The sequence below is a fragment of the Ferroacidibacillus organovorans genome (assembly GCF_001516615.1).
Taxonomy (GTDB): Bacteria; Bacillota; Bacilli; order Alicyclobacillales; family SLC66; genus Ferroacidibacillus; species Ferroacidibacillus ferrooxidans_B.
Window position 1 is genome coordinate 56,341 of sequence record NZ_LPVJ01000001.1, and the last position, 19,924, is coordinate 76,264.

The 19,924-nt window shown below is 52.9% G+C and carries 23 protein-coding genes and 1 other RNA gene; 20 read left to right on the top strand and 4 right to left on the bottom strand.

Features of this window, described 5'->3' with window-relative positions; all coding sequences use genetic code 11:
• Window positions 1-25 precede the first annotated feature (25 nt).
• From ATW55_RS00310 to recO, 11 genes are all read left to right on the top strand, one after another.
• Window positions 26-307, top strand: coding sequence for a YabP/YqfC family sporulation protein (locus ATW55_RS00310; protein WP_067710919.1), 282 nt, complete (start codon window positions 26-28; stop codon window positions 305-307).
• A 31-nt stretch (window positions 308-338) separates the two neighbouring features.
• Window positions 339-680, top strand: a complete 342-nt coding sequence (locus ATW55_RS16940) for a sporulation protein YqfD (RefSeq protein ID WP_067710921.1) — start codon at window positions 339-341, stop codon at window positions 678-680.
• A complete protein-coding gene (locus ATW55_RS00320) occupies window positions 613-1,497 on the top strand; it encodes a sporulation protein YqfD (RefSeq protein ID WP_153004949.1) in 885 nt (294 codons plus the stop codon). Before ATW55_RS16940 ends, ATW55_RS00320 begins: the two co-directional genes overlap by 68 nt.
• Window positions 1,498-1,576: 79 nt before the next feature.
• Complete coding sequence (locus ATW55_RS00325) at window positions 1,577-2,557, top strand: PhoH family protein (RefSeq protein ID WP_067710924.1); 981 nt, start codon at window positions 1,577-1,579, stop codon at window positions 2,555-2,557.
• A 7-nt stretch (window positions 2,558-2,564) separates the two neighbouring features.
• A complete protein-coding gene (locus tag ATW55_RS00330) occupies window positions 2,565-4,682 on the top strand; it encodes an HD family phosphohydrolase (protein ID WP_067710926.1) in 2,118 nt (705 codons plus the stop codon).
• Window positions 4,683-4,709: 27 nt separating this feature from the next.
• Complete coding sequence (gene ybeY, locus ATW55_RS00335) at window positions 4,710-5,201, top strand: rRNA maturation RNase YbeY (RefSeq protein ID WP_082685393.1); 492 nt, start codon at window positions 4,710-4,712, stop codon at window positions 5,199-5,201.
• A complete protein-coding gene (locus ATW55_RS00340) occupies window positions 5,198-5,701 on the top strand; it encodes a diacylglycerol kinase family protein (RefSeq protein ID WP_067710928.1) in 504 nt (167 codons plus the stop codon). The genes ybeY and ATW55_RS00340 overlap by 4 nt, the downstream gene beginning before the upstream one ends.
• On the top strand, window positions 5,691-6,110 hold the full coding sequence (locus ATW55_RS00345; protein WP_235586934.1) for a cytidine deaminase: 420 nt from the start codon (window positions 5,691-5,693) through the stop codon (window positions 6,108-6,110). The genes ATW55_RS00340 and ATW55_RS00345 overlap by 11 nt, the downstream gene beginning before the upstream one ends.
• On the top strand, window positions 6,103-7,011 hold the full coding sequence (gene era, locus ATW55_RS00350; RefSeq protein ID WP_067710930.1) for a GTPase Era: 909 nt from the start codon (window positions 6,103-6,105) through the stop codon (window positions 7,009-7,011). Before ATW55_RS00345 ends, era begins: the two co-directional genes overlap by 8 nt.
• 138 nt (window positions 7,012-7,149) lie before the next feature.
• Entirely contained in the window at window positions 7,150-7,290 is a 141-nt protein-coding gene (locus ATW55_RS15600) for a YqzL family protein (protein ID WP_153004950.1), read from the top strand.
• Window positions 7,274-8,062 carry a DNA repair protein RecO gene (gene recO, locus ATW55_RS00355; RefSeq protein WP_067710932.1) on the top strand — a complete coding sequence of 263 codons (789 nt, stop codon included), beginning with the start codon at window positions 7,274-7,276 and terminating at the stop codon, window positions 8,060-8,062. The genes ATW55_RS15600 and recO overlap by 17 nt, the downstream gene beginning before the upstream one ends.
• A 107-nt stretch (window positions 8,063-8,169) precedes the next feature.
• Here recO and ATW55_RS00360 read toward each other — a convergent pair whose 3' ends face one another.
• Window positions 8,170-8,388 carry a hypothetical protein gene (locus ATW55_RS00360; protein WP_067710934.1) on the bottom strand — a complete coding sequence of 73 codons (219 nt, stop codon included), beginning with the start codon at window positions 8,386-8,388 and terminating at the stop codon, window positions 8,170-8,172.
• Window positions 8,389-8,472: 84 nt separating this feature from the next.
• On the opposite strand from ATW55_RS00360, the gene ATW55_RS00365 reads away from it, so the two are divergent.
• The 6 genes from ATW55_RS00365 to ATW55_RS00390 all read left to right on the top strand — a co-directional run bounded on the left by ATW55_RS00365 (window position 8,473) and on the right by ATW55_RS00390 (window position 15,481).
• Window positions 8,473-9,111 (top strand): helix-turn-helix transcriptional regulator, encoded by a 639-nt coding sequence (locus ATW55_RS00365; RefSeq protein ID WP_067710935.1) that lies wholly within the window; start codon window positions 8,473-8,475, stop codon window positions 9,109-9,111.
• A gap of 34 nt (window positions 9,112-9,145) precedes the next feature.
• Entirely contained in the window at window positions 9,146-9,976 is an 831-nt protein-coding gene (locus ATW55_RS00370) for a pyruvate, water dikinase regulatory protein (RefSeq protein ID WP_067710937.1), read from the top strand.
• A 314-nt stretch (window positions 9,977-10,290) separates the two neighbouring features.
• Window positions 10,291-12,090, top strand: coding sequence for a DNA primase (gene dnaG / locus ATW55_RS00375; RefSeq protein ID WP_067710939.1), 1,800 nt, complete (start codon window positions 10,291-10,293; stop codon window positions 12,088-12,090).
• A 94-nt stretch (window positions 12,091-12,184) separates the two neighbouring features.
• Window positions 12,185-13,357 carry an RNA polymerase sigma factor RpoD gene (gene rpoD / locus ATW55_RS00380; RefSeq protein WP_067710941.1) on the top strand — a complete coding sequence of 391 codons (1,173 nt, stop codon included), beginning with the start codon at window positions 12,185-12,187 and terminating at the stop codon, window positions 13,355-13,357.
• Between the two features lie 149 nt (window positions 13,358-13,506).
• Window positions 13,507-14,649 (top strand): acyl-CoA dehydrogenase family protein, encoded by a 1,143-nt coding sequence (locus tag ATW55_RS00385; RefSeq protein WP_067710943.1) that lies wholly within the window; start codon window positions 13,507-13,509, stop codon window positions 14,647-14,649.
• A 58-nt stretch (window positions 14,650-14,707) separates the two neighbouring features.
• A complete protein-coding gene (locus ATW55_RS00390; RefSeq protein ID WP_067710945.1) occupies window positions 14,708-15,481 on the top strand; it encodes a tRNA (adenine(22)-N(1))-methyltransferase in 774 nt (257 codons plus the stop codon).
• On the opposite strand, the gene ATW55_RS00395 is transcribed toward ATW55_RS00390, so the two are convergent.
• The 3 genes from ATW55_RS00395 to ATW55_RS00405 are packed head-to-tail and all read right to left on the bottom strand — an operon-like array spanning window position 15,469 to window position 17,302.
• Complete coding sequence (locus ATW55_RS00395) at window positions 15,469-16,341, bottom strand: hypothetical protein (RefSeq protein ID WP_067710947.1); 873 nt, start codon at window positions 16,339-16,341, stop codon at window positions 15,469-15,471. The two genes, ATW55_RS00390 and ATW55_RS00395, sit on opposite strands and share 13 nt — an antisense overlap.
• On the bottom strand, window positions 16,338-16,733 hold the full coding sequence (locus tag ATW55_RS00400) for a hypothetical protein (protein ID WP_067710949.1): 396 nt from the start codon (window positions 16,731-16,733) through the stop codon (window positions 16,338-16,340). The genes ATW55_RS00395 and ATW55_RS00400 overlap by 4 nt, the downstream gene beginning before the upstream one ends.
• Window positions 16,734-16,750: 17 nt before the next feature.
• Window positions 16,751-17,302, bottom strand: a complete 552-nt coding sequence (locus tag ATW55_RS00405; RefSeq protein ID WP_067710951.1) for an RNA polymerase sigma factor — start codon at window positions 17,300-17,302, stop codon at window positions 16,751-16,753.
• A 136-nt stretch (window positions 17,303-17,438) separates the two neighbouring features.
• Between ATW55_RS00405 and rnpB the strand changes: the two genes are divergently transcribed.
• The 3 genes from rnpB to ATW55_RS00420 all read left to right on the top strand — a co-directional run bounded on the left by rnpB (window position 17,439) and on the right by ATW55_RS00420 (window position 19,923).
• An RNA gene (gene rnpB, locus ATW55_RS00410) (RNase P RNA component class A) lies at window positions 17,439-17,849 on the top strand.
• Between the two features lie 106 nt (window positions 17,850-17,955).
• On the top strand, window positions 17,956-18,279 hold the full coding sequence (locus ATW55_RS00415; RefSeq protein WP_067710953.1) for a hypothetical protein: 324 nt from the start codon (window positions 17,956-17,958) through the stop codon (window positions 18,277-18,279).
• Window positions 18,280-18,660: 381 nt separating this feature from the next.
• Window positions 18,661-19,923, top strand: coding sequence for a GGDEF domain-containing protein (locus ATW55_RS00420; RefSeq protein ID WP_067710955.1), 1,263 nt, complete (start codon window positions 18,661-18,663; stop codon window positions 19,921-19,923).
• Window position 19,924: the final 1 nt, after the last annotated feature.

Sequence of the window (19,924 nt, forward strand, 5' to 3'; positions counted from 1 at the left end):
GAAGTCATGTGAGGAGGGATGTCCCATGCGCCGAACATGGCGAGAGCGCACAGAGCGCTTTGCGGGAGACGTTCTTCAAATTCCCAAAGATACGCTGGCGCGCTTGCCACGTGTCACGTTGATCAAAGACCTGCAAGTCGTGGTCGAGAATTACACAGGCATTCGCTCTTATGGGAGTCAGGAAATCTGCATTGCGTTTGCTGATCAAGATCTGATCCTGCAGGGTGAAGGGATGGAGCTACGGTCCATCTATCCAGAGGAAATTGTGATCGAGGGACGAATTCTGGCAATGGCCTGGCGCAATTAGAGAGAAGTGGCCTTTAAAGGGGAGCCGCGTGATGACAGCAAAACTCTCAGATGCACTGCGAGGTTATGTAATCGTACTCGTGCTGGATGACGCACAAAGTGTCGTTCTCGCTGATGCGGTTCGCGCAGGCGCGGCGGTTTGGGATGTTCGACAGGATCCACTTGGCTATCGCATGTCCATCGGGCTTGGCAGCGTGAGGACGGTCCTTGCGATTGCACGAAAAAATCGCATACGACTGCGCTTTTTTCGCAAAGTGGGCATACCGTTTCTCGCTTGGCGGGCAATGCGGCGCAAGATGTTTGTGGGTGGCGCCATTTTTTTTTGTCTTTGCGTTGTACATGCTCTCAAGCTTTGTCTGGCACGTGGAGATTGAGGGGACCGATCAACCGGAGGTCGTCATGAGCGTTCTTCGCTCCATGCATATCGCAAAAGGCAGCGCGCTTTGGAACCTGCTTGACCAAGACTCGATTCAACTCGCACTATTAGATAAAATTCCAGAGATTGCGTGGGCGGGCGTGCGGATCGAAGGCACATCCATTTTTGTCAAAGTGATACCGCGCACGCCGCTATCAAAGCCCCCGCTCACTACGCCGCAAAACATTGTGGCAAGTGTTCCCGGAGTGGTGTCTTCCGTATTGGCAGACGCTGGATTGCCGATGGTAAAACCCGGCCAGTTTGTCACGCCGGGAACCGTTCTCATCAGCGGCCAGCTCGAGAGCGGGAAGAAGATCCGCGCCGCCGGATCTGTAAAAGCGTACGTATGGTACCGCTCGACTGTATCGCTTCCTGTGACGACAACCGTATCCACGCTAACGGGCGAGCATGTCATCCGCTACGCGCTTGTGTTTCCTCATCTCACTCTGCCGATTTGGGGGTTTGCGCGCGCAGATTTCACGCACAGGCAGGTGCAGGATGTGACGGAGCCCATCACAATCGGTGGCTTCACACTACCGTTTTTGCTGCGCAAAGAGACCATCTATCAGGCATCGGTTCACAAGCTCACAGAGAGCCCGGCGCAACTTCTTTTAAACGCCAAAGACCTTGTCGCGCGTGATATTTCACAAAAGGCGCCGGATCACACACAGATTGTAAGGCAGACCGTTTTACAGTCTCAAGTTAGGCATGGTAAGCTAGATGTGGTCATCTGGTCTGAAGCGGTTGAAGACATTGGCAAGCCGGCGAAACTTTGAGAAGTCGGATGGGCCGAAGTGGAAAATAGCGTGAAAATAAGCAGTGCTGATATTTTTTTGACGGGAGAGAAGACGCCTTTTGAGCGAAGCGAGCGTGACGTCATCACGAAAAATTGTTCTGCGGGACAATGAAGAGGCAAGGGCGATCCTCGGACCACACGATGCGCATCTGCGTGCATTGGATCAAGCCTTTTCGTGTCAAGTGATCAGCCGGGGCAATGAGATTACCTTGACTGGAAAAGAATCGGATGTGGCCGAACTCGGCGAATTGTTTGACGTGCTCACAACCCTTTCCCATAAAGGATATGGACTCACAGAAAGGGATATCGCTTATGCGATCACCCTCTCAAAAACAGGACAAGTTCGCGCACTTCTTGAGATGTACACAGAGGAGATCGCGCAAACGTTTCGCGGCAAAAGCATTCGCATCAAAACGCTTGGGCAAAGGCGCTATGTAGACGCGATCCGCAAACACGACATTGTCTTTGGAATCGGGCCTGCGGGAACAGGAAAAACCTATATGGCAGTCGTGCTCGCCTTTTTGAGTTTGAAACGCTCGGAGGTCAAACGCATTATTTTGACACGTCCAGCGGTCGAAGCGGGGGAAAACCTGGGGTTTTTACCGGGCGATCTGCAAGAGAAGGTGGATCCCTACCTGCGACCGCTTTATGATGCGCTTCACGATGTGATGGGGCCAGAACAGTTGGCGCGCTCTATGGAGCGCGGATTGGTGGAAGTCGCGCCACTTGCGTACATGCGCGGGCGGACGCTTGATGAAGCGTTTGTGATTCTTGATGAAGCGCAAAACACGACGCCAGAGCAGATGAAGATGTTTCTCACGCGGCTTGGGCATAACGCAAAAATGGTCATTACAGGTGACGTGACACAAATCGATCTTCCGCGCGGCAAGCGCTCAGGCTTGAAAGAGGCTGCACGCATCTTGGGCAGTATTGATGAAATCTCGTTTATTGAGTTAGATGAGGCTGACGTTGTGCGCCATCCGCTGGTTCAGCGCATTATTCGCGCATACGCGGAGGAAGACGAGGCCGATCACGGATGATGGATTCATGAAGCGTACTGCGCGCAGAAAGAACCGCCTGTTCCACTTTCTCACGTCGCTTCCTTTTCACAAAAGTCGAAGAATGCGGGCTGCGATCTACGGAGGACTTGTCGTCGTCGTCTATGCTTTGCTGATTGGCACAGTTTTGCCACAGCACTATTCCTTCACTGTGGGACAAGTCAGCCAGACGACCATTGTCGCCCCAACCGATGCCGTGGATACGTACGCCACGCAGCAGGCCCGGATTGCCGCGGCGCAACAGGTATCTCCCCGCTATGATGTCAACCCGGCGATTGAGCAAAGTGCTGTGTCGATTCTTGAGCGCCTCTTTGTGGCCACTCAGACGGTGCTCACGGATAAATCGCTCACACCTGCGCAACGTCTCTCGACGCTCAAGGCGAGTGCTCCGCTAGGTGTCAATGTGAGTGTGCTCACGACGCTCCTTCAGGCAACTCCGCTTGAATTCAACGAGTTGTCGGGGGATTCGATTCGCATCGTGCAGACACTGTTGGGAGGGCCTTTTTCGACGTCGGATATGAAAAACGCAGCGATGATGATTGATCAACAGCTCGTCACGCTCGACGTCAGCATCAAAGACCGCATGGCAATTGCAAAACTCTTGCTCGCAGTCGTCAAACCAAACCTCGTATACGATCCGGTGCTCACACAGCAGGCGCGCCTGAGTGCGGAGCGCAATGTACCTGATGTCTGGATCAATCGCGGGGATGTCATTTTACGCCGCGGGCAACTCGTGACGCCAGCCACGCTCAGCCAAATGAAGGATCTGAAGATGCTCAAGAACGAACCCGATTATGGGATGGAGGCAGGGTATCTGCTGTTTGTCCTGCTCCTTGTCATCGCGATTGGGATTTTTATCCAGATGCGGCGCGGGCGAATCGCAAAGGATAATCTGCATCTTCTATTGTACGCACTTTTGCTCACTGTTTTGGTCGTGCTCATCCGGGTGAGCAAAACAGCGGTTAATGCAGGATTTGCCCCATCGCTTGTCGATGCCGTGCCGTTTGCCATGGGGAGCATGATGATCAGCCTGTTTTTTGGAACGTCACTCGCGCTCTTGTCATCACTGCTTGTCGCACTGCTTGCAGCATCAGCGTATGGGTTTGCGTTTGCGCCGTTTTTTGTCGCTCTGATGGGTTCGCTCGGGGCAACCATGGCCACGTCGCGCGTTCAGAATCGCGGTGTTTTCATGCGTGCCGGTTTTTTGACGGCGGGGATCAATTTTGCCGCAATCGGCATCATGCATCTGCTCATTCCAAATTCCACATCACTGCGTGGCGTATCGTATGATCTGCTCTATGGCATCACGGGCGGACTCCTCTCGGGAATTTTCAGCATTGGGCTCATGCCGTATCTCGAAACGATTTTTCGCGTCACGACGCACATCGGCCTGCTTGAACTCGCCAATCCCAATCACCCACTCTTGCGCCGCCTGCTGCTTGAGGCTCCGGGGACGTATCACCACAGTTTGATTGTCGGCAATCTGGCCGAATCAGCCGCCGAGGCGATTGGAGCCGACGCGCTCATCTGTCGTGTTGGAGCGTATTTTCACGATGTGGGCAAAATGAGGAGACCCGCATTTTTTATTGAGAACCAAATCGGCGGGGATAATCCACACGACAAAGTCGCGGCGAGTCTCTCCTATTTGATCGTGACATCCCATGTATCTGATGGACTTGCTATGTTGAGTGAGTATAAGCTGCCAGAACCGATTACTGCGATTTGTGCGCAGCATCACGGAACGACGGTCTTGTGGTACTTTTATAACAAAGCGGTAGAAGAGGATAAGCACGCGCAACCGGACATTGATCAGTTTCGCTATCCCGGTCCAAAACCGCAGTCGCGTGAAGCGGCGATTGTCATGATCTGCGATGCCGTAGAGGCGGCCGTGCGTTCGATGCAAAAACCGACGCCGCCGCGCATCGAGGCGATGATCAGAAAGATTATCAAAGACCGTCTGCAAGACGGACAACTGGACCAGTGCGACATCACTCTTCGCGATCTTGACAAGATGACGGGTGCATTCATGCGCACACTTCAAGGAGTCTATCACGAGCGAATTGAGTACCCCGATCCAGAAAAACTGCTGGCACAAAAGAATCGATAGACCGAAATCTTACGGAGCGGATAGACTATGGAACCCATCGAAGAGGCAGAAGACATTTTAGTGCGCATCGCGTATGAGGTGAGTGTGCCTCACGAAGAGAAGTTGAGTGAGATCATGGAGCGTATCTGTGCGGCGATTGCCGTCGCAGAAGACCTCGCGCCGTCGGAGGTATCCATTACGGTGGTGGATGAGGAGACGATTCAAGCGTATAACAACACCTATCGCATGATCGATGCGCCGACGGATGTGCTTTCCTTTTCAATGCTTGAAACAACAGAAGAAGAGATAGAGTTTGAAACGCTTTACGATCGCCAAATGCTTGGGGATCTGATCATCTGCTGGGAAAAAACAGAGCGGCAAGCGCTGGAATATGGGCACTCCGTCGAGCGGGAACTGGCTTTTCTCACTGCGCACGGAATGTTTCACCTGCTCGGGTATGACCACCAGATACCAGACGAAGAAGCGGCAATGATGCGCAAGCAAGAAGAGGTCTTGACGGCGCTTGGGTTTGTGCGGTGAACGTGCGCACGCTAGTCAGCAGCTTTCGCTATGCGCTCGAAGGTCTGGCGCATGCGCTTGCCACACAGCGCAACATGCGGATTCATTTTATTGCCGCATTTGCAGTCATCGTGCTGTGCGTTTTTGTCAGAGTGTCTATCGCTGAGATCATGTCTGTACTGTTTGCCATCTCACTGGTGATCTGCCTTGAGCTTGTGAACACAGCGGTCGAACACGTTGTCGATCATCTCACAAAAGAGCGCCATCCGGCTGCCAAGATTGCCAAGGACGTGGCGGCGGCGGCCGTTTTTATCGCTGCCGCAAACGCGCTGGTAGAGGCATATCTCGTTTTTTATGACAAGTTTATGCCGATTCACTGGCGTCCTTTGAACACCCTTTTGATTCCACCCTACCTAGGCGTCATTCTCGTCGGTTTACTCTGTTTGATCGTTGGAATAAGCGGCTACGCACTGCGGTTGCGTCACAGCAAAAAGGAGAATGTTGCGAGATATGAAAAATGAGCATCCTATGGGTAGAGATGAATTATTCAATCACGCGATGGCAGCGCGCGAACGCGCGTACGTTCCATATTCCGGATTTCGCGTCGGTGCTGCCATCCGTTTGAAAAACGGGCAGGTGATCACTGGATGCAATGTTGAGAACGCTTCGTATGGACTTACCAACTGCGCTGAGCGCACAGCGATTTTTTCAATGATTGCGCAAGGATTTCGCGATGTACAGGAAATTGCCGTTGTCGCGGAAGGGGAACACCCGGTTACACCGTGCGGCGCGTGTCGGCAAGTGCTGGCCGAATTTTGTCCTGCGGCAACCCGCGTCACGCTCTACAACACAGCGGGTCAGTCGCTTGTCATGAGCGTTTCTGATCTCTTGCCATTTGCTTTTTCGAAGGAGGCGTTACAAAGTGAGTAAAGCAGACGCGACGCGAAAGTCTGGGTTTGTGGCTTTGGTGGGTCCTCCCAATGCCGGAAAATCCACGCTCATCAATCGACTTGTCGGCCAAAAGATTGCAATCATATCAAACAAGCCGCAGACGACGCGCACGAGCATTCGCGGCATCGTGACGCGCAGCGAGGGGCAGATCGTATTTCTTGATACGCCAGGCATTCACCGGCCAAAACACCGTTTGGGCGAGTATATGGTCGATGTGGCAGAGAATTCGATACGCGAGGTGGATGTCGCGCTTTGCGTGATCGATGCGTCACACCCGATCTCCGCTGCGGAGCAACTTGTCTTTGAAAAAATCGCGAAGACAAAGACACCCGCGATGCTTGCGCTGAATAAGGTGGATACGGTGGCCAAGGACCGTCTTCTTGAACGCATCGCGCAGATCGCCGGCGAAGATTTGTTTCTTGAGATCGTTCCCATTTCCGCAAGGACGGGTGAGCAACTCCCGCGCCTTCTTTCGCTGCTTTACGAAAGGCTGCCTGACGGCCCGTTTTATTATCCCGAGGATGTCGTGACCGATCACCCTGATCGCATGCTGGTCGCTGAGTTGATACGTGAAAAGGTTCTTCAGGTCACGCGTGAAGAAATTCCGCATTCAGTTGCCGTGGAGATTGACACGTTTGAGTACAAAGAAGATGTCGACCAGATCCATGTCTATGCGACCATCTATACAGAGCGCAACTCCCAAAAGGGAATCTTGATTGGAAAAAACGGCGACTTGTTAAAGCGGGTAGGTACGCTTGCCCGGCAGGACATTGAGGCGCTGTTTGGCTCAAAAACATACCTTGAACTATGGGTGAAAGTGAAAAAGGACTGGCGTAATCAGGCAAATATGTTGCGAACGTTTGGGTTTCACCAGGAATAGAGGCGCCGCAGTTTCCAAGTAATTCTTCGTATATCGAACCATCTTTTACAGACGCTAGAATGGCACGCGTCACGTTGCGACCCTTGTGCAACGTTTCTTCTGCTGGATCAAGCGGGTAACGTGGAAAGGATGAGCGCGATGAGGGATTTTCTGTGGAGTTATTTTTCATTGACAGGCGAGATTGACGCGTATCTTTTATTGAAAGAGCATGAGGCACTGAAGCAAGAAGCACAGGATGACTCGGGTGAAAACGGGGAGAGGTATGAACCGGACGTTTGAGACGATTCGCGCCATCACTCTTGACGTGAGAACATATGGCGAAAACCATCTATGGGTTACCCTTTTTAGTGAAAAAAAAGGAGTTGTGCGCTGTACTGCCTATGGCGCAGCGACGTCTGCCAACGAGCTCGCGCGGGCGCTGATTCCAATGACATACGGTATCTATTTCATACGCAAAAGCGCTGCTTACAGTGAACGTGACCAAAGCCAGCAGGTCTACGAGATCAAACAAGCGCAGATTCTCAAAGGCCATCAAGATGTCGCCGCAGATCCTGCGCGCTCGCTTTATGCACTCACCATGTGCGACTGGGTGCGTGCGACGGAAGGCGCTGAAGGAGTGGCAAGTGTCGGTGAGTTATTTCGCGAGTTGGAGGCGGCGCTTCGCCTTCTTTCTACACAATCGGCTGCCGGCGTGCTTTGTCACTTTGGATTTCGCATGGTGCGCGTACTTGGAATTGACTTGCAGGGAACGGCTTGCTTGCGTTGCAGCGAATCTGGCGAATGGGTATACAGTTTTCGCGAAGCAGGATACCTCTGCACAGGGTGCGCGGCGCGTGAGCCGTTTGGGACCACGTTGTCGGTGAGGCACACGTCCGTGATGCGAAAAATGGTTCACACACCACTTTGGCGCATTAACGCCATTCACCTCAGAGACACAACCGCGAACATTCTTTTACGCGCTCTCTTTACAATTCTTGTGGAACAAGCCGGCATTTCCTCAAAACCTCTGCGCGTTCTCACGCAAATGAGGGAAATCTTTGATGAATCTTGAAATGACTGTTTTTCCATGGTACCATTCTATATTCGAAGATCTTTGTCAAAATAAAAACCGCCTGCGCCAAGCGACAGACGGAGTTCCATTTTGCGTGGATTCGAAGATTACGCGATGGGATGCACAAACGCTCTATCAAACTTATAATCAGAGTAAAGAAACATAAGCCCGACAGCAACGCCGATCCAAAACGCTCTTCGCTTTAAAAGAGACAGATTCCAGGCAAACGGTTCTGCAGGTGTGCTAAACGAAACAAATCGCGCAGTGGCGGCGCCACAGGCGAGAATAAGAATGGCACCAAGACCGAGATGAAGCAGACTGTGCAAATTGCATTCTCCTTTTCACGACGCTCGTCTGCATCATATCACGGGATCCGATTGCTTAACAATGGGAAGCGTAGGTGATCTCCTATCGATCTCTCCAAACGACAAGAACAAATCATTGCAATCGTACGTGAAAATGGACCGATCACCGGTGAGAAGATCGCTGAACTCCTAAATTTTACACGCGCGACACTGCGCCCCGACCTCACTGTGCTGACGCTCTCAGGAATCCTTGACGCGCGGCCGCGTGTCGGGTACTTCTATGTTGGCAATCAGACCTCTAGTGTATTTGGTGAACTGCTTCGCAAGTCGCTTGTACGCGATTACAAGTCTGTGCCGATTGTCGTTAACGAGCAAACGACCGCGTATGATGCGACAGTGACCATGTTCCTGGAAGATGTCGGAACGCTTTTTGTGGTGCGCGACGCAGGAATTCTGTGCGGCGTGCTTTCGCGCAAAGACCTTCTAAAGCTGGCCATTGGACAGACGGCTCTAAAGGAAGTTCCGATCTCGATTGCGATGACGCGCATGCCAAACATTTATACGGTGACACCAGAAACGTCGATCTATGATGCGGGGAAGCTTTTGATTCATGCACAGGTTGATTCGCTGCCCGTCGTGGTACCCTCCGAGTCGGCAAATGGGCAGTGGGAAGTGGTTGGCAGGGTGACCAAAACAACAATTACGAGACTGTTTGTCGAACTTGGCGAGTCAAAGCAGGTCTAGACGGTGCACAAAAGAGGATTCGAGGAGGAGCGGTGTGAATCGATCACGCGTTGTCTATGTCGTTTCTGATTCGGTCGGTGAGACGGCTGAATTCGTTGTCAGGGCTGCGGCCAGCCAATTTGATCATGGGCACTTTGACATCCGGCGCATCTCGTACGTCGATCACGTAGAGGCGATCGAAGAGATTGTGGCGGCGGCGGCAGAAGTTGCCGGCTTTATCGCTTATACGCTGATATTGCCCGCGTTGCGCGAGGCGATGCGCGAGGCGGCGGCGCGCGCGAATGTGCGGGCGGTTGACATTATGGGGCCGATGATGACTGCGTTTGAAGATGTATTCAATGCGATGCCGGCGCTGCGCCCAGGGCTGATTCATCAACTGGATGACGATTATTTCCGGCGCGTCGAAGCCATTGAGTTTGCGGTCAAATACGATGATGGACGCGATTCGCGCGGACTCGCGCGGGCGGATGTCGTTTTAATCGGTGTCTCGCGCACATCGAAAACGCCACTTAGCATGTATCTGGCGCATCGCCGACTGCGTGTGGCAAACGTTCCTCTGGTGCCTGAGGTGCAGCCGCCAGAGGAGCTGTTTGCGCTTCCGCACGGGCGTGTGATCGGGCTGACCATTCGCTCAGAGGAACTCAACGAGATCCGGCAGGAGCGTTTGCGCGCGCTTGGTCTTACCGACTCGGCGAGCTACGCAAGCCATGCGCGGATTCTTGAAGAGCTGCGTTTTGCAGATGATGTGATGCGGCGTGTGGGGTGTCCTGTCATCGATGTCTCAAAACTTGCAGTGGAGGAAACAGCAAGCAAGGTGATGACGCTTTTGGAGTGGCCGAAGTCACGCGCGATTCCGTATTCTTGACAGAATGCGGTGATGTGCGGCTCAGGCTTAGACGTGAAAACTTTTTGTAAAGTGCGGATTTCGCATGCGGGAAGAAGGATTATTTTCATCAAGTTGCGTACATCTATAGTGTGTAGAAAAGGTGAGTTCTGCAGATGTTTAGAAATGGAAATGAATACACAGACTAGTCAAATGTCGAACAGTTTGTGTACGGGGAGGGCCTTGCGAGAAATTCTTGCGCGATGAGGCAGGAAATGTGTTGAATCTTGGCGAATTAAGATTCTATAAGTGAAATGAAGACAGACAACGACGTCTTGGCAAGGGGAGGCGTTGTCGTGCGTGTGCCAGATGAATTTTTAGCCCTCTTGCGCGACCGCATCAATCTTCTTGATGTGATCTCCGAACATGTTCGCTTGAAGCGATCGGGGAGATCGTATGTAGGTTTGTGTCCATTTCACGCCGAGCGTTCGCCATCGTTTCACGTGCATCCTGCAAAAGGATACTATCACTGTTTCGGTTGTGGCGCTGGAGGCAACGCAATTACGTTTGTCATGGAAATGGAACAACTCCCGTTTGTCGAGGCGGTTCGCCGTTTGGCCGAACAAGCGCGATTGCCCTTTCCGAATGAGTGGCTTCAAGATGAACAAGGTGAAGGATCTGAACGGTCTGAGCGTTTGCGCGCGCTTGACCTCGCAGCAAAGTTCTATAACCACATTGTAATGAATCATGATGCAGGTACGCAAGGGCTCACCTATCTTTTAGGCCGTAACTTGAGTAAGAAAATCATCATGGACTATCAATTGGGCTACGCTCCGCAAGGGGAGCAGACCTTGGTTGATTTTTTGCAAAAAAGGCAGATCTCGCGCGAAACCCTTTTAGAAACAAATTTGGCGGTGGAGCGATCGGGTTTGTTGCGCGATCGCTTTCGGCATCGCGTCATGTATCCGATTTGGGATTTTCAGGGGCGTGTCGTCGGTTTTGGCGCCCGCTCACTCGGAGGCGAAGAACCAAAGTACTTGAACACAGCCGAAACACCGCTCTTTCAAAAGGGGAGGCTTTTATACGGTTTTCATCGCGCGCGGCGCGCCATTCGCAAATCCGGGATGACTCTTCTCGCCGAAGGGTACATGGATGTTTTGGCGCTCCACCAGGCTGGCGTCGAGAATGCGGTGGCCGCACTTGGTACGGCGCTAACACCTGAACAGGCGGTTTTTTTAAAGCGCGTGGCGGATGATGTCATTCTGCTTTACGACGGCGACGAGGCGGGTCAGCGCGCGGCGGCGCGCAATTTGCCGATTCTTCGGCAGGCAGGTTTGAACGTTCGCGTGGCGCGACTGCCGAGTGGGATTGATCCTGATGAATACCTGAAGACGCGTGATGCGAGCGCTTTTCGCGTTGAGGTGTTAGAGACCGCTGTGTCGGGACTTTTGTTTGAATTGCAGTTCCTGACACGCAGTCACCCCAATCATTTGACGAGTGATCGGCTTGCTTACCTGAAGGATGCTGAGTCGATACTGGCGAGAGATGAAAGCGCCGTGGAGCGGGAAGAGGCGCTCACGTACCTTGCAGAAACGTATCAAAGTCCGATTGAAGCGCTTCGCGAGGATGTTTTGCGCCTGCGACGCGCTCTTGAGACGAAGGGGAAAAGGATACAGGTTATGCCTTTGAGCAGCGTGTCTCAGGCAGCGCCTGTAAAGCGCCTTCCACTCATGCATGAGGTGGCGGCCGATCAATTGCTTCTTCGCATGTTGAATGATCGGAGTATGGCGCTGCGCATTGCCGAGGAATTTCAAGGTGAATTTCCACTTCCTGAACAAAGCGCGCTTCAGGCCTACCTGCTTTCGTATTACGGAACACACACGGAGGCGGATGCGGCGGCGTTCCTGTCGTCGCTTGACGATCCTTCCGCCGTGAATTACGCGGCGGCGCTTCTTTCAAAGGCGCCTGATGTGCAGGAAGGCAAGGATGAAGAGGCGGCCGTGCGGGACTATCTGCAGTGTCTTGAACGTTACCGGGTGAGTCTTGAGATCGAGCAATTGGAAAACCAGCTTAAGGCGTCATTCGCGCGTGGTAATTTAGAAGCGATGAGAGCGGCGGAAGAAGAGTTGAAACGACTTCGTGGTCAACTGGCGTAGATGAAAAGCGTCGCGTCTGCCAGGATGTTTGATCCATCAGCGCCTGCGCAACAACGCTTTGCGCGGATGATACGAAGACAAGGGGGAGCGGACGATGAGTAAAGAGGTGCGCGATGAGGCGAGGCTTGAAACCACGCTGGAGGAAGTGCGCGAGCATCTTTTGTCCGCCGGGAAAAAACGTGGTCATCTCGCGTATACAGAAATTATGACAAGAATGTCTCCTTTTGAGCAGGATGCGGAGCAGATTGAAGAGTTTTTTGATCAACTCGCAGATCTCGGAATCGAGATTCTCAATGAGGCGGACGTCGTGGATGAAGATGTGGACGATGAGGATGAAGACGAGGACGAACTCGGCACAGAAGAGCGCGGATTGACGGAGGACGATGTGCGGGGGGAAGAGGAGCTTGATCTGTCGGATCTGACGGTTCCCGCAGGCGTCAAGATCAATGACCCTGTTCGCATGTATCTAAAGGAGATTGGACGCGTTCCACTTTTGTCGGCGGACGATGAGATTCAACTCGCAAAGCGGATTGAGCAGGATGATGAGGAGGCAAAACGTAGATTGGCGGAGGCGAATCTGCGCCTGGTCGTCAGCATTGCCAAGCGTTACGTTGGGCGCGGCATGCTTTTTCTCGATTTGATCCAAGAGGGCAACATGGGTCTCATGAAAGCGGTCGAAAAGTTTGATTACAGTAAAGGCTACAAGTTCAGCACGTATGCGACGTGGTGGATTCGTCAGGCGATCACGCGCGCAATCGCGGATCAGGCGCGCACGATCCGGATCCCCGTACACATGGTCGAGACGATCAACAAGTTAATCCGGATTTCTCGTCAGCTGCTTCAGGAACTCGGACGCGAGCCGAGTGCGGAAGAGATTGCGTCCGAGATGGATATGAGCCCTGAAAAAGTGCGTGAGATTCAAAAGATTGCGCAGGAACCAGTCTCTCTTGAGACGCCGATCGGCGAAGAGGATGACTCGCATCTGGGCGATTTTATTCCGGATGATGACGCGTTGGCGCCGGCAGATGCGGCGGCTTACGAACTTCTCAAGGAGCAATTGGAAGATGTCCTTGATACGCTGACCGAGCGGGAAGAAAATGTGCTGCGCCTGCGATTTGGCCTTGATGACGGGCGCACGCGCACGCTTGAAGAGGTGGGCAAGGTGTTTGGCGTAACGCGTGAGCGGATTCGCCAGATTGAGGCGAAGGCGCTGCGCAAACTGCGCCACCCGAGCCGCAGCAAACGTCTGAAAGATTTTCTTGAGTAAAGTGAGAATCTCTGAGAAGTTGACTGGGGTCAAGTTCCTTGTCTTAGGCAAATGGCGATAAGCTCAAAACACACAGCGATTGACGGCGCTGTGTGTTTTGATATGCTGAGTGGGTAGCTTCCAAACGGTTGGTCAAAGGGGCGTCCACGGTGGATTTTGATCTTACGAAGGAGCAGTCGATGATTCGCGACATGGTGCGCGAGTTTGCAACATCAGAGATTGAGCCGCTGGCTCAAGAGGTTGATCGCACGGGGCGGTTTCCGCTTGAGACGTTTCAGAAAATGGGAAAACTCGGGTTGCTTGGTCTTCCGATTGACGAGGCGTATGGTGGAGCGGGTGCAGATACCGTCAGTTATGCGTTGGCAGTCGAAGAGATTGGACGGGCGTGCGGCAGCACCGGGCTCAGCTATGCAGCGCACGTCAGTCTCGGATGTGGCCCACTGCAGGCGTTTGGGACGGATGAACAGAAGGAAACCTATTTAGTTCCTCTGGCGCGCGGTGAGGCGCTTGGCTCATTTGGCTTGACAGAACCGTCAGCCGGTTCGGATGCAGGCGGTACACAGACGCGAGCGATACGTGTTGATGATTCGTATCTTATCACGGGGTCCAAATCTTACATCACCAATGCCTCTTACGCCAAATGTGTCATTGTCACCGCAGTGACAGGCGAAGATGCGCGCGGTAAAAAACAGATCGGCGCGTTCATCGTTCCGACGGACGCAAAAGGTTTTTCGATCCTTCGAACGTATGAAAAAATGGGGTTGCGCGGCAGCAATACGACAGAGTTAGCGTTTGATGAAGTGCGGGTCCCACTGAGCAATCGCTTGGGTTCAGAGACAGAAGGGTTCAAGCAGTTTTTAAAGACGCTTGACGGCGGACGGATCAGCATTGGCGCCCTGTCAGTTGGCATCGCACGCGCTGCGTACGAAGCGGCGCTGCGCTATGCAAGGGAGCGCATACAGTTTGGAAATACACTTTCAAAAATGCAGGCAATCCAGTTTAAATTGGCTGATATGGCGATGCATCTTGAACTATCGCGCACGGCGGTGCTGCGCGCGGCGTGGCTTAAGGATCAGGGGCGACCTTTTTCGAAAGAGGCGGCGATGGCCAAACTTTTCGCGTCGGAGACGTGTGTGCGGACGTGCGACCAAGCCGTGCAGATTCACGGGGGTGCCGGCTATGTCGCGGATTTCCCTGTTGAACGTTATTTTCGCGACGCGAAATTGATGGAGATTGGCGAAGGCACGTCTGAGATCCAGAGATTGGTCATTGCTCGTCAGATCGGGTGTTAGCCTGTCGCACGATCTGGCATTATGCAGGGAGATGGAAGATCAGATAAGGGGTTTGAGGATGAATCAAGGGCTTTCACTGCGGCTCAGTCGCGTTTCGTCGCTTGTCGGTGTCCGCGGCTGTGTTGCCGATCTTGGAAGCGATCACGCAGGACTGCCGATTGCGCTCGTCAGGAAAGGGCAGGCAAATGCGGCGATTGCGGTTGAGGTGGTGGAAGGTCCGCTTGCCGCGAGCCGTCGTCGCGTGAAAGAGGCGGCGCTTGAAACGCGCATTGACTGTCGACTTGGAGACGGGTTTGCACCGATTCGCTGTGGGGAGATTGACACGGTGACAATCGCTGGTATGGGCGGAAAGACGATCTATGCGATTCTGACTGATCAAAACGCTCTGCCGCACATCGCGCAAGAAGGGTTTCGCCTGGTGCTTCAACCGATGGATTCAGCAGGATCACTGCGTTATCTTGCAAAACGTTTGGGGTGGACAACGCGCGCAGATGTGCGCGTTGTGGATCGGGGTGTTTCATATGCGTGTCTCGCGTTTGATGTTTTGGGTGACGCGTGCCGCAATCAGGAAGACGTGCGGGATGCGCTTAACAAACTGCCGCCCTTCGAGACGCTCCCCGCCGCCTTGCGCATGACGTTTGCTCTTGGTGAAGTGCCGCTAAAGAGTGGCTGCAGGCTGGCCCATGAACATTTGGAACAGGAACTTGCCGCGCGCGATCGCATTCTTTGCGCCTTAAAGCGCGGCGATTCAGAGGACGCGCTTATGCGCCGCGCTCAGGTCGAGGCAGAGCGGGATGCGCTCTGTGTGCTGCGCGAACGCTATTTTTCCTGACGCATCGATCCTGTTTTCATGCGCAGCAGGAACAGAAATAATCCAACGGAATCCACGATGAAAAGAAGCAGGATCAAGAGTCCGATGAGCGGGACATTGGTGAGAAGCAAAACCGCGAGCGCACCGTACAAAGGTGCTCGCCGATCGGATTCACCCAGTGTTTTTGCAATCATTCGTCCAATCGCGCCTGCGCGCACAGACATACCCACAAGTGCGCTGAGGAGATAGAGCAGCACAATGATCGCCGTAATCGGCCAAAGGCTGAGAAAATGGGCCGTCATGGCGGTGAACAGAAGTGGAATGACGGTCATGGTCAGCCCGGCGAAAAAGATGCGAAGTGGCCGTTCAAACGCGAGTGAAGTTGACGGTGTGCGCCGGCGTGCGATGAAAAATCCGGTGACAAGCAACCAAATGAATAAAAAAGCGGCCAAGACGACGCGAAAACCGTAAACGGCGAGGCTCATCAATCCGCCAAAAGCGAGAGCGGCAAGGGTTTGTCGATGACTGTCGATGATGAAAATCCCTTCGCTCACGACTGCGCCCGGGGCGAGATGGACAACGCCGCCAATGTCGAGGATCACGCCGATCTGCGCGTGGGGGCCAACGGTTACGTTGCCCATAAAAACGGCGACTGTGTTGCTGACCGTGCCGAGTATCGTGACAGAGTGGCCAATCGCGAGTACAGCATCGACGTTTTGTGATGGAGATACGGTCAAGCTGTTCGTGTTGGCGTTGTGATTCAGACTGCTCGCATGCGCGGGACGCAACGGCAAGAGACACACGAAAAAGATGCTGATCAAGGCGAGTGCAAGCTTTACTGCGCGAAAATGGTGTGTGGCGTGAAAAACGGTACGCTTCATGTCGATACCCGGACAAGCCGCACGGCAAAGAGGGTGAGCAGAGCGCAAAAAGCTATGAGCGCAAAATCTCCGAGCAGCGGAAGTGCGCCAGATTTTAGCGCGAGCGCGTGTGGCGCAATGGTCATCACGGACGTTGTCACACGCCAGTATGGGCTCATGAGAAAGGCGATGAAAAGCGCGAGCGGAGAAAGAAATCCGACGGCGCTGATCCAAGCTGTCATGCGAACAGCGCGCTGTGTTCGGCGACTGAGCCTGGTTTGCAGTGCGCTGACCAGTTGTTCGATCCACGCCTCGTCTGGTGCTTCTTCAAACGCCGCAAGGAGATGTGATTTTACGGGATCCTCAAGTTTTGTAAGCGTACTTTCCCGACGTTCAGGAATTCGAATGTTCAATCGCTCACATCCTGTCATCAGTCGTTATATTGGGTACCCAACTGTCTTTCAAGCGCTTTTCGCGCATAGGCGAGACGAGATTTCACGGTGCCAAGTGGAAGTTGCAGCATGGCGCTGATTTCTTTGTAATCATACCCGTCCCGTTCACGCAAGAGCAAAATTGCGCGATGTTCCGGGCTTAGTTCTGCCAGCGCCTCCCGCAAGGCAAGGCGATCGCTTGCGTCTGTGTAGCGCGCCTCTGTTTCAGGAAGGCGTTCCTGCACTTCTTCACGGGCTTGGCGCCGTGCCCGTCTTCGGCTCAGATCAATTGCGGTTCGACTCGTCAGAGTGGTCAGCCAGCCGCGATATGCGGCGCTTGTCTCGACGCGGTGCAAGTTTTTAATGACTTTGTACATTGCCTCTGACACAGCATCCTCAGCGTCATGGCGATTTTGCAAAATGCCGTATGCCACAGGGTAGGCGAGGCGCGCAGATGCGCGAATCAAATCGTTGATTGCGTTTTGCTCCCCGCGCATCGCCCATTCCACAAGCTTAAGCAGTGCAGGGTCGTCGTTTTGCGCGCCGTCCACCTCCTTGCGGCTCTATGGTTGAGACGTATGAGCGACCCAACAGGTTCAATGTCAGCATGAAATTGGTAAAAAATGATCGCGTTGAGAAAATGCGCGATTGCAACCTTCCCATGCTCTATGATATAACAGGCAGGCGCGAGTAAGCGAGGCAATCGCCGGTGCAGCACCGAAAGGTCGCACGGGAGGAAAGTCCGAGCTCCACAGGGCGTGGTGCTGGGTAACCCCCAGTGGGAGCAATCCTAAGGAAAGTGCCACAGACATGGAGACCGCCGATGGAAGCAGTGATGCTTCACAGGCAAGGATGCAACGGTGCGGTAAGAGCGCACCAGCGGCGCGGTGACGCGTCGGCTAGGTAAACCCCACCTGGAGCAAGACCGCATAGGAGTGCATTGTGGTGACCCGCCACGCACTCGGGTAGGTTGCTTGAGCGGCGCAGAGATGCGTCGCCTAGATAGATGATTGCCGCCTCGATCCGTGCGAGGCCATGAACTTGATGGCTGACTGAGTACGTGAGGAGACAGAACTCGGCTTATTGCTTGCTCGCGCACTTTCATTTGAAGTGCCCCTTTGATACATACGTTTTTCTCGTGTTGACGACCCATCACACGCAAACGCGGTGAGCGTTGCGCGTATAAAATCGGGAGGTTTCGCGATTGGACAATGAATCAAAACCTCGCTTTATTGAAAATTTCATCACGGATCCGATGGATGTAAAAAAAGCGCTCGACGGAATCAAACGCGCTCAGCGCAGGAGCAAACGCTTTGGAGATCCAGGCGATCGCTTTACACTTTCTGGCCGTATCTTTGAACTGACGGATGTTTATCGACAAGCATTTCGCGATATTTCGGATGAGGATGCGCAGAAAGAAGGCTACGAATCGCTCTCAGCGTATCACCGCCATCTGTCCAATCTGCATTCGAATGCGTCTTTTGAACCGGATCTCATGTTCTTTGTTCACGAATTTCGCGCTCTGTAAGGCTGCTCTTTTGAAGAGCAGTTTTTTTATTCTTAAAGGATTGGGTGAATCGCTTAGATAAATACCCAAACAAAAGATGGATCGCTGAATAAGGTAAGGATGAATACGCACGAGAGGAGGATATCCATGTACGGAGTGTTTGGTGGCTATACGCGCTGGGCCGTCGTGTTTCTAATCATCTTTGTACTGTTTTTCCTGCTCATACCGTCGTATACCACGGTGTGCAACACAGTCCCGACTGTTTGATGACAGCAGTGAGCTGCACTTTGGTGCAGCTCACGTTAATTCACTATATGGAGGTATTCCAAGACTTTCTCGATTGTTATAGAATGAGGGACAGGGTTCAATCATTAGGCTTTGGCCTCAAGGGAGAATGAACACTTGTCGTTTACGCCTAACCGCGAGCAAATGTACCGTCTGATTGCTGAAAATATGACGGATATGATTGGTTTCCTTGATTGTGAGGGAAACTATGTGTACGCCTCTCCCTCCCATCACTTCAGACTAGGGTACCGGGTTGATGAACTTCTTCATAAAAATGCGTTTACATATCTTCATCCAAGCGATCAGGCACGTATCAAAGATCGCTTTTTTATGCTACCCAATCATGCGGATGGCATTGCGACAGATTTTAAATTTAAAAATGCAAACGATGAATATATCCATCTTGAAGTACACGCAAAACCGATCTACGATGCAGGCGAGTGGGTCGGTGTACTCGTAGTCGGGCGAGATGTCACGGAGATCCACAAGGCGTGGGAGTTGGTTCGCATCAACGAGCAGCGCTTTCGCTCGCTGTTTGAGTTCAACCCAAACGCGATTTACGCGATGGATGGAAGCGGTATCTTTACACAGGTCAACCCGGCGACGGAGCGTTTGACCGGCTACACTGCAGAAGAGTTGATTGGCAGTTCTTCGCTCAAATATGTGCATCCTGAGGATCGCGTGACAGCGATTCGAAATTTTCGGCAGGCACTCAAAGGAGTCGCCTCCACCTTTGAGATGGCGACGATTCACAAGTCTGGCTGCAGCATCAAACTCAGCGTGACGTACGTGCCGATGACGATCAATGGGCAAATTCGTGGTGTTTTCGGCATCACCACAGATGTGACCGAAGAAAAGAACGCGAAAGCGCAGGTTGAATTTTTGGCGTATCACGATCCGTTGACGCATCTTTTCAACCGCAGAAGCCTTGATACGCATATAAAAACATGTCTCGCGGCAAGCCTGCCGCACATGGGGGTTGCCGTTTTTATCATTGATCTTGATGAATTCAAAAGGGTGAACGACACGTACGGCCATCACGCAGGCGATGCGTTGATCTGCGGGGTTGCCGAGCGATTGCGAGGGATCGAAAGCAAGCATGTGAGCGCGTTTCGGTTGGGAGGCGATGAGTTTTGTGTCGTTGTATGCAAACTCGCCTCACCAAAAGAGGCACAGTCTTTTGCTGATCATATTCTCGCGGCGCTCTCAGAGAAGATTCTCTATGAGGATTGGACGCTTCGGGTCACCCCGAGCATCGGTTTTGCCTATGCGCCAAAAGATGGACTGCTTCCGGAGACTCTCTTGATTCACGCCGATCACGCCCTCTATACTGCCAAAAGAAATGGGAAAAACCGGGTTGTCGCATATGAGATTGAGTGAG

Bases quoted from the DNA above. Each gene is read 5' to 3' on its own strand.
- ATW55_RS00310 (WP_067710919.1), top strand. From the start codon at position 26: ATGCGCCGAACATGGCGAGAGCGCACAGAGCGCTTTGCGGGAGACGTT.
- ATW55_RS16940 (WP_067710921.1), top strand. From the start codon at position 339: ATGACAGCAAAACTCTCAGATGCACTGCGAGGTTATGTAATCGTACTC.
- ATW55_RS00330 (WP_067710926.1), top strand. From the start codon at position 2,565: ATGAAGCGTACTGCGCGCAGAAAGAACCGCCTGTTCCACTTTCTCACG.
- ybeY (WP_082685393.1), top strand. From the start codon at position 4,710: ATGGAACCCATCGAAGAGGCAGAAGACATTTTAGTGCGCATCGCGTAT.
- ATW55_RS00345 (WP_235586934.1), top strand. From the start codon at position 5,691: ATGAAAAATGAGCATCCTATGGGTAGAGATGAATTATTCAATCACGCG.
- ATW55_RS15600 (WP_153004950.1), top strand. From the start codon at position 7,150: ATGAGGGATTTTCTGTGGAGTTATTTTTCATTGACAGGCGAGATTGAC.
- recO (WP_067710932.1), top strand. From the start codon at position 7,274: ATGAACCGGACGTTTGAGACGATTCGCGCCATCACTCTTGACGTGAGA.
- rpoD (WP_067710941.1), top strand. From the start codon at position 12,185: ATGAGTAAAGAGGTGCGCGATGAGGCGAGGCTTGAAACCACGCTGGAG.
- ATW55_RS00390 (WP_067710945.1), top strand. From the start codon at position 14,708: ATGAATCAAGGGCTTTCACTGCGGCTCAGTCGCGTTTCGTCGCTTGTC.
- ATW55_RS00395 (WP_067710947.1), bottom strand. From the start codon at position 16,341: ATGAAGCGTACCGTTTTTCACGCCACACACCATTTTCGCGCAGTAAAG.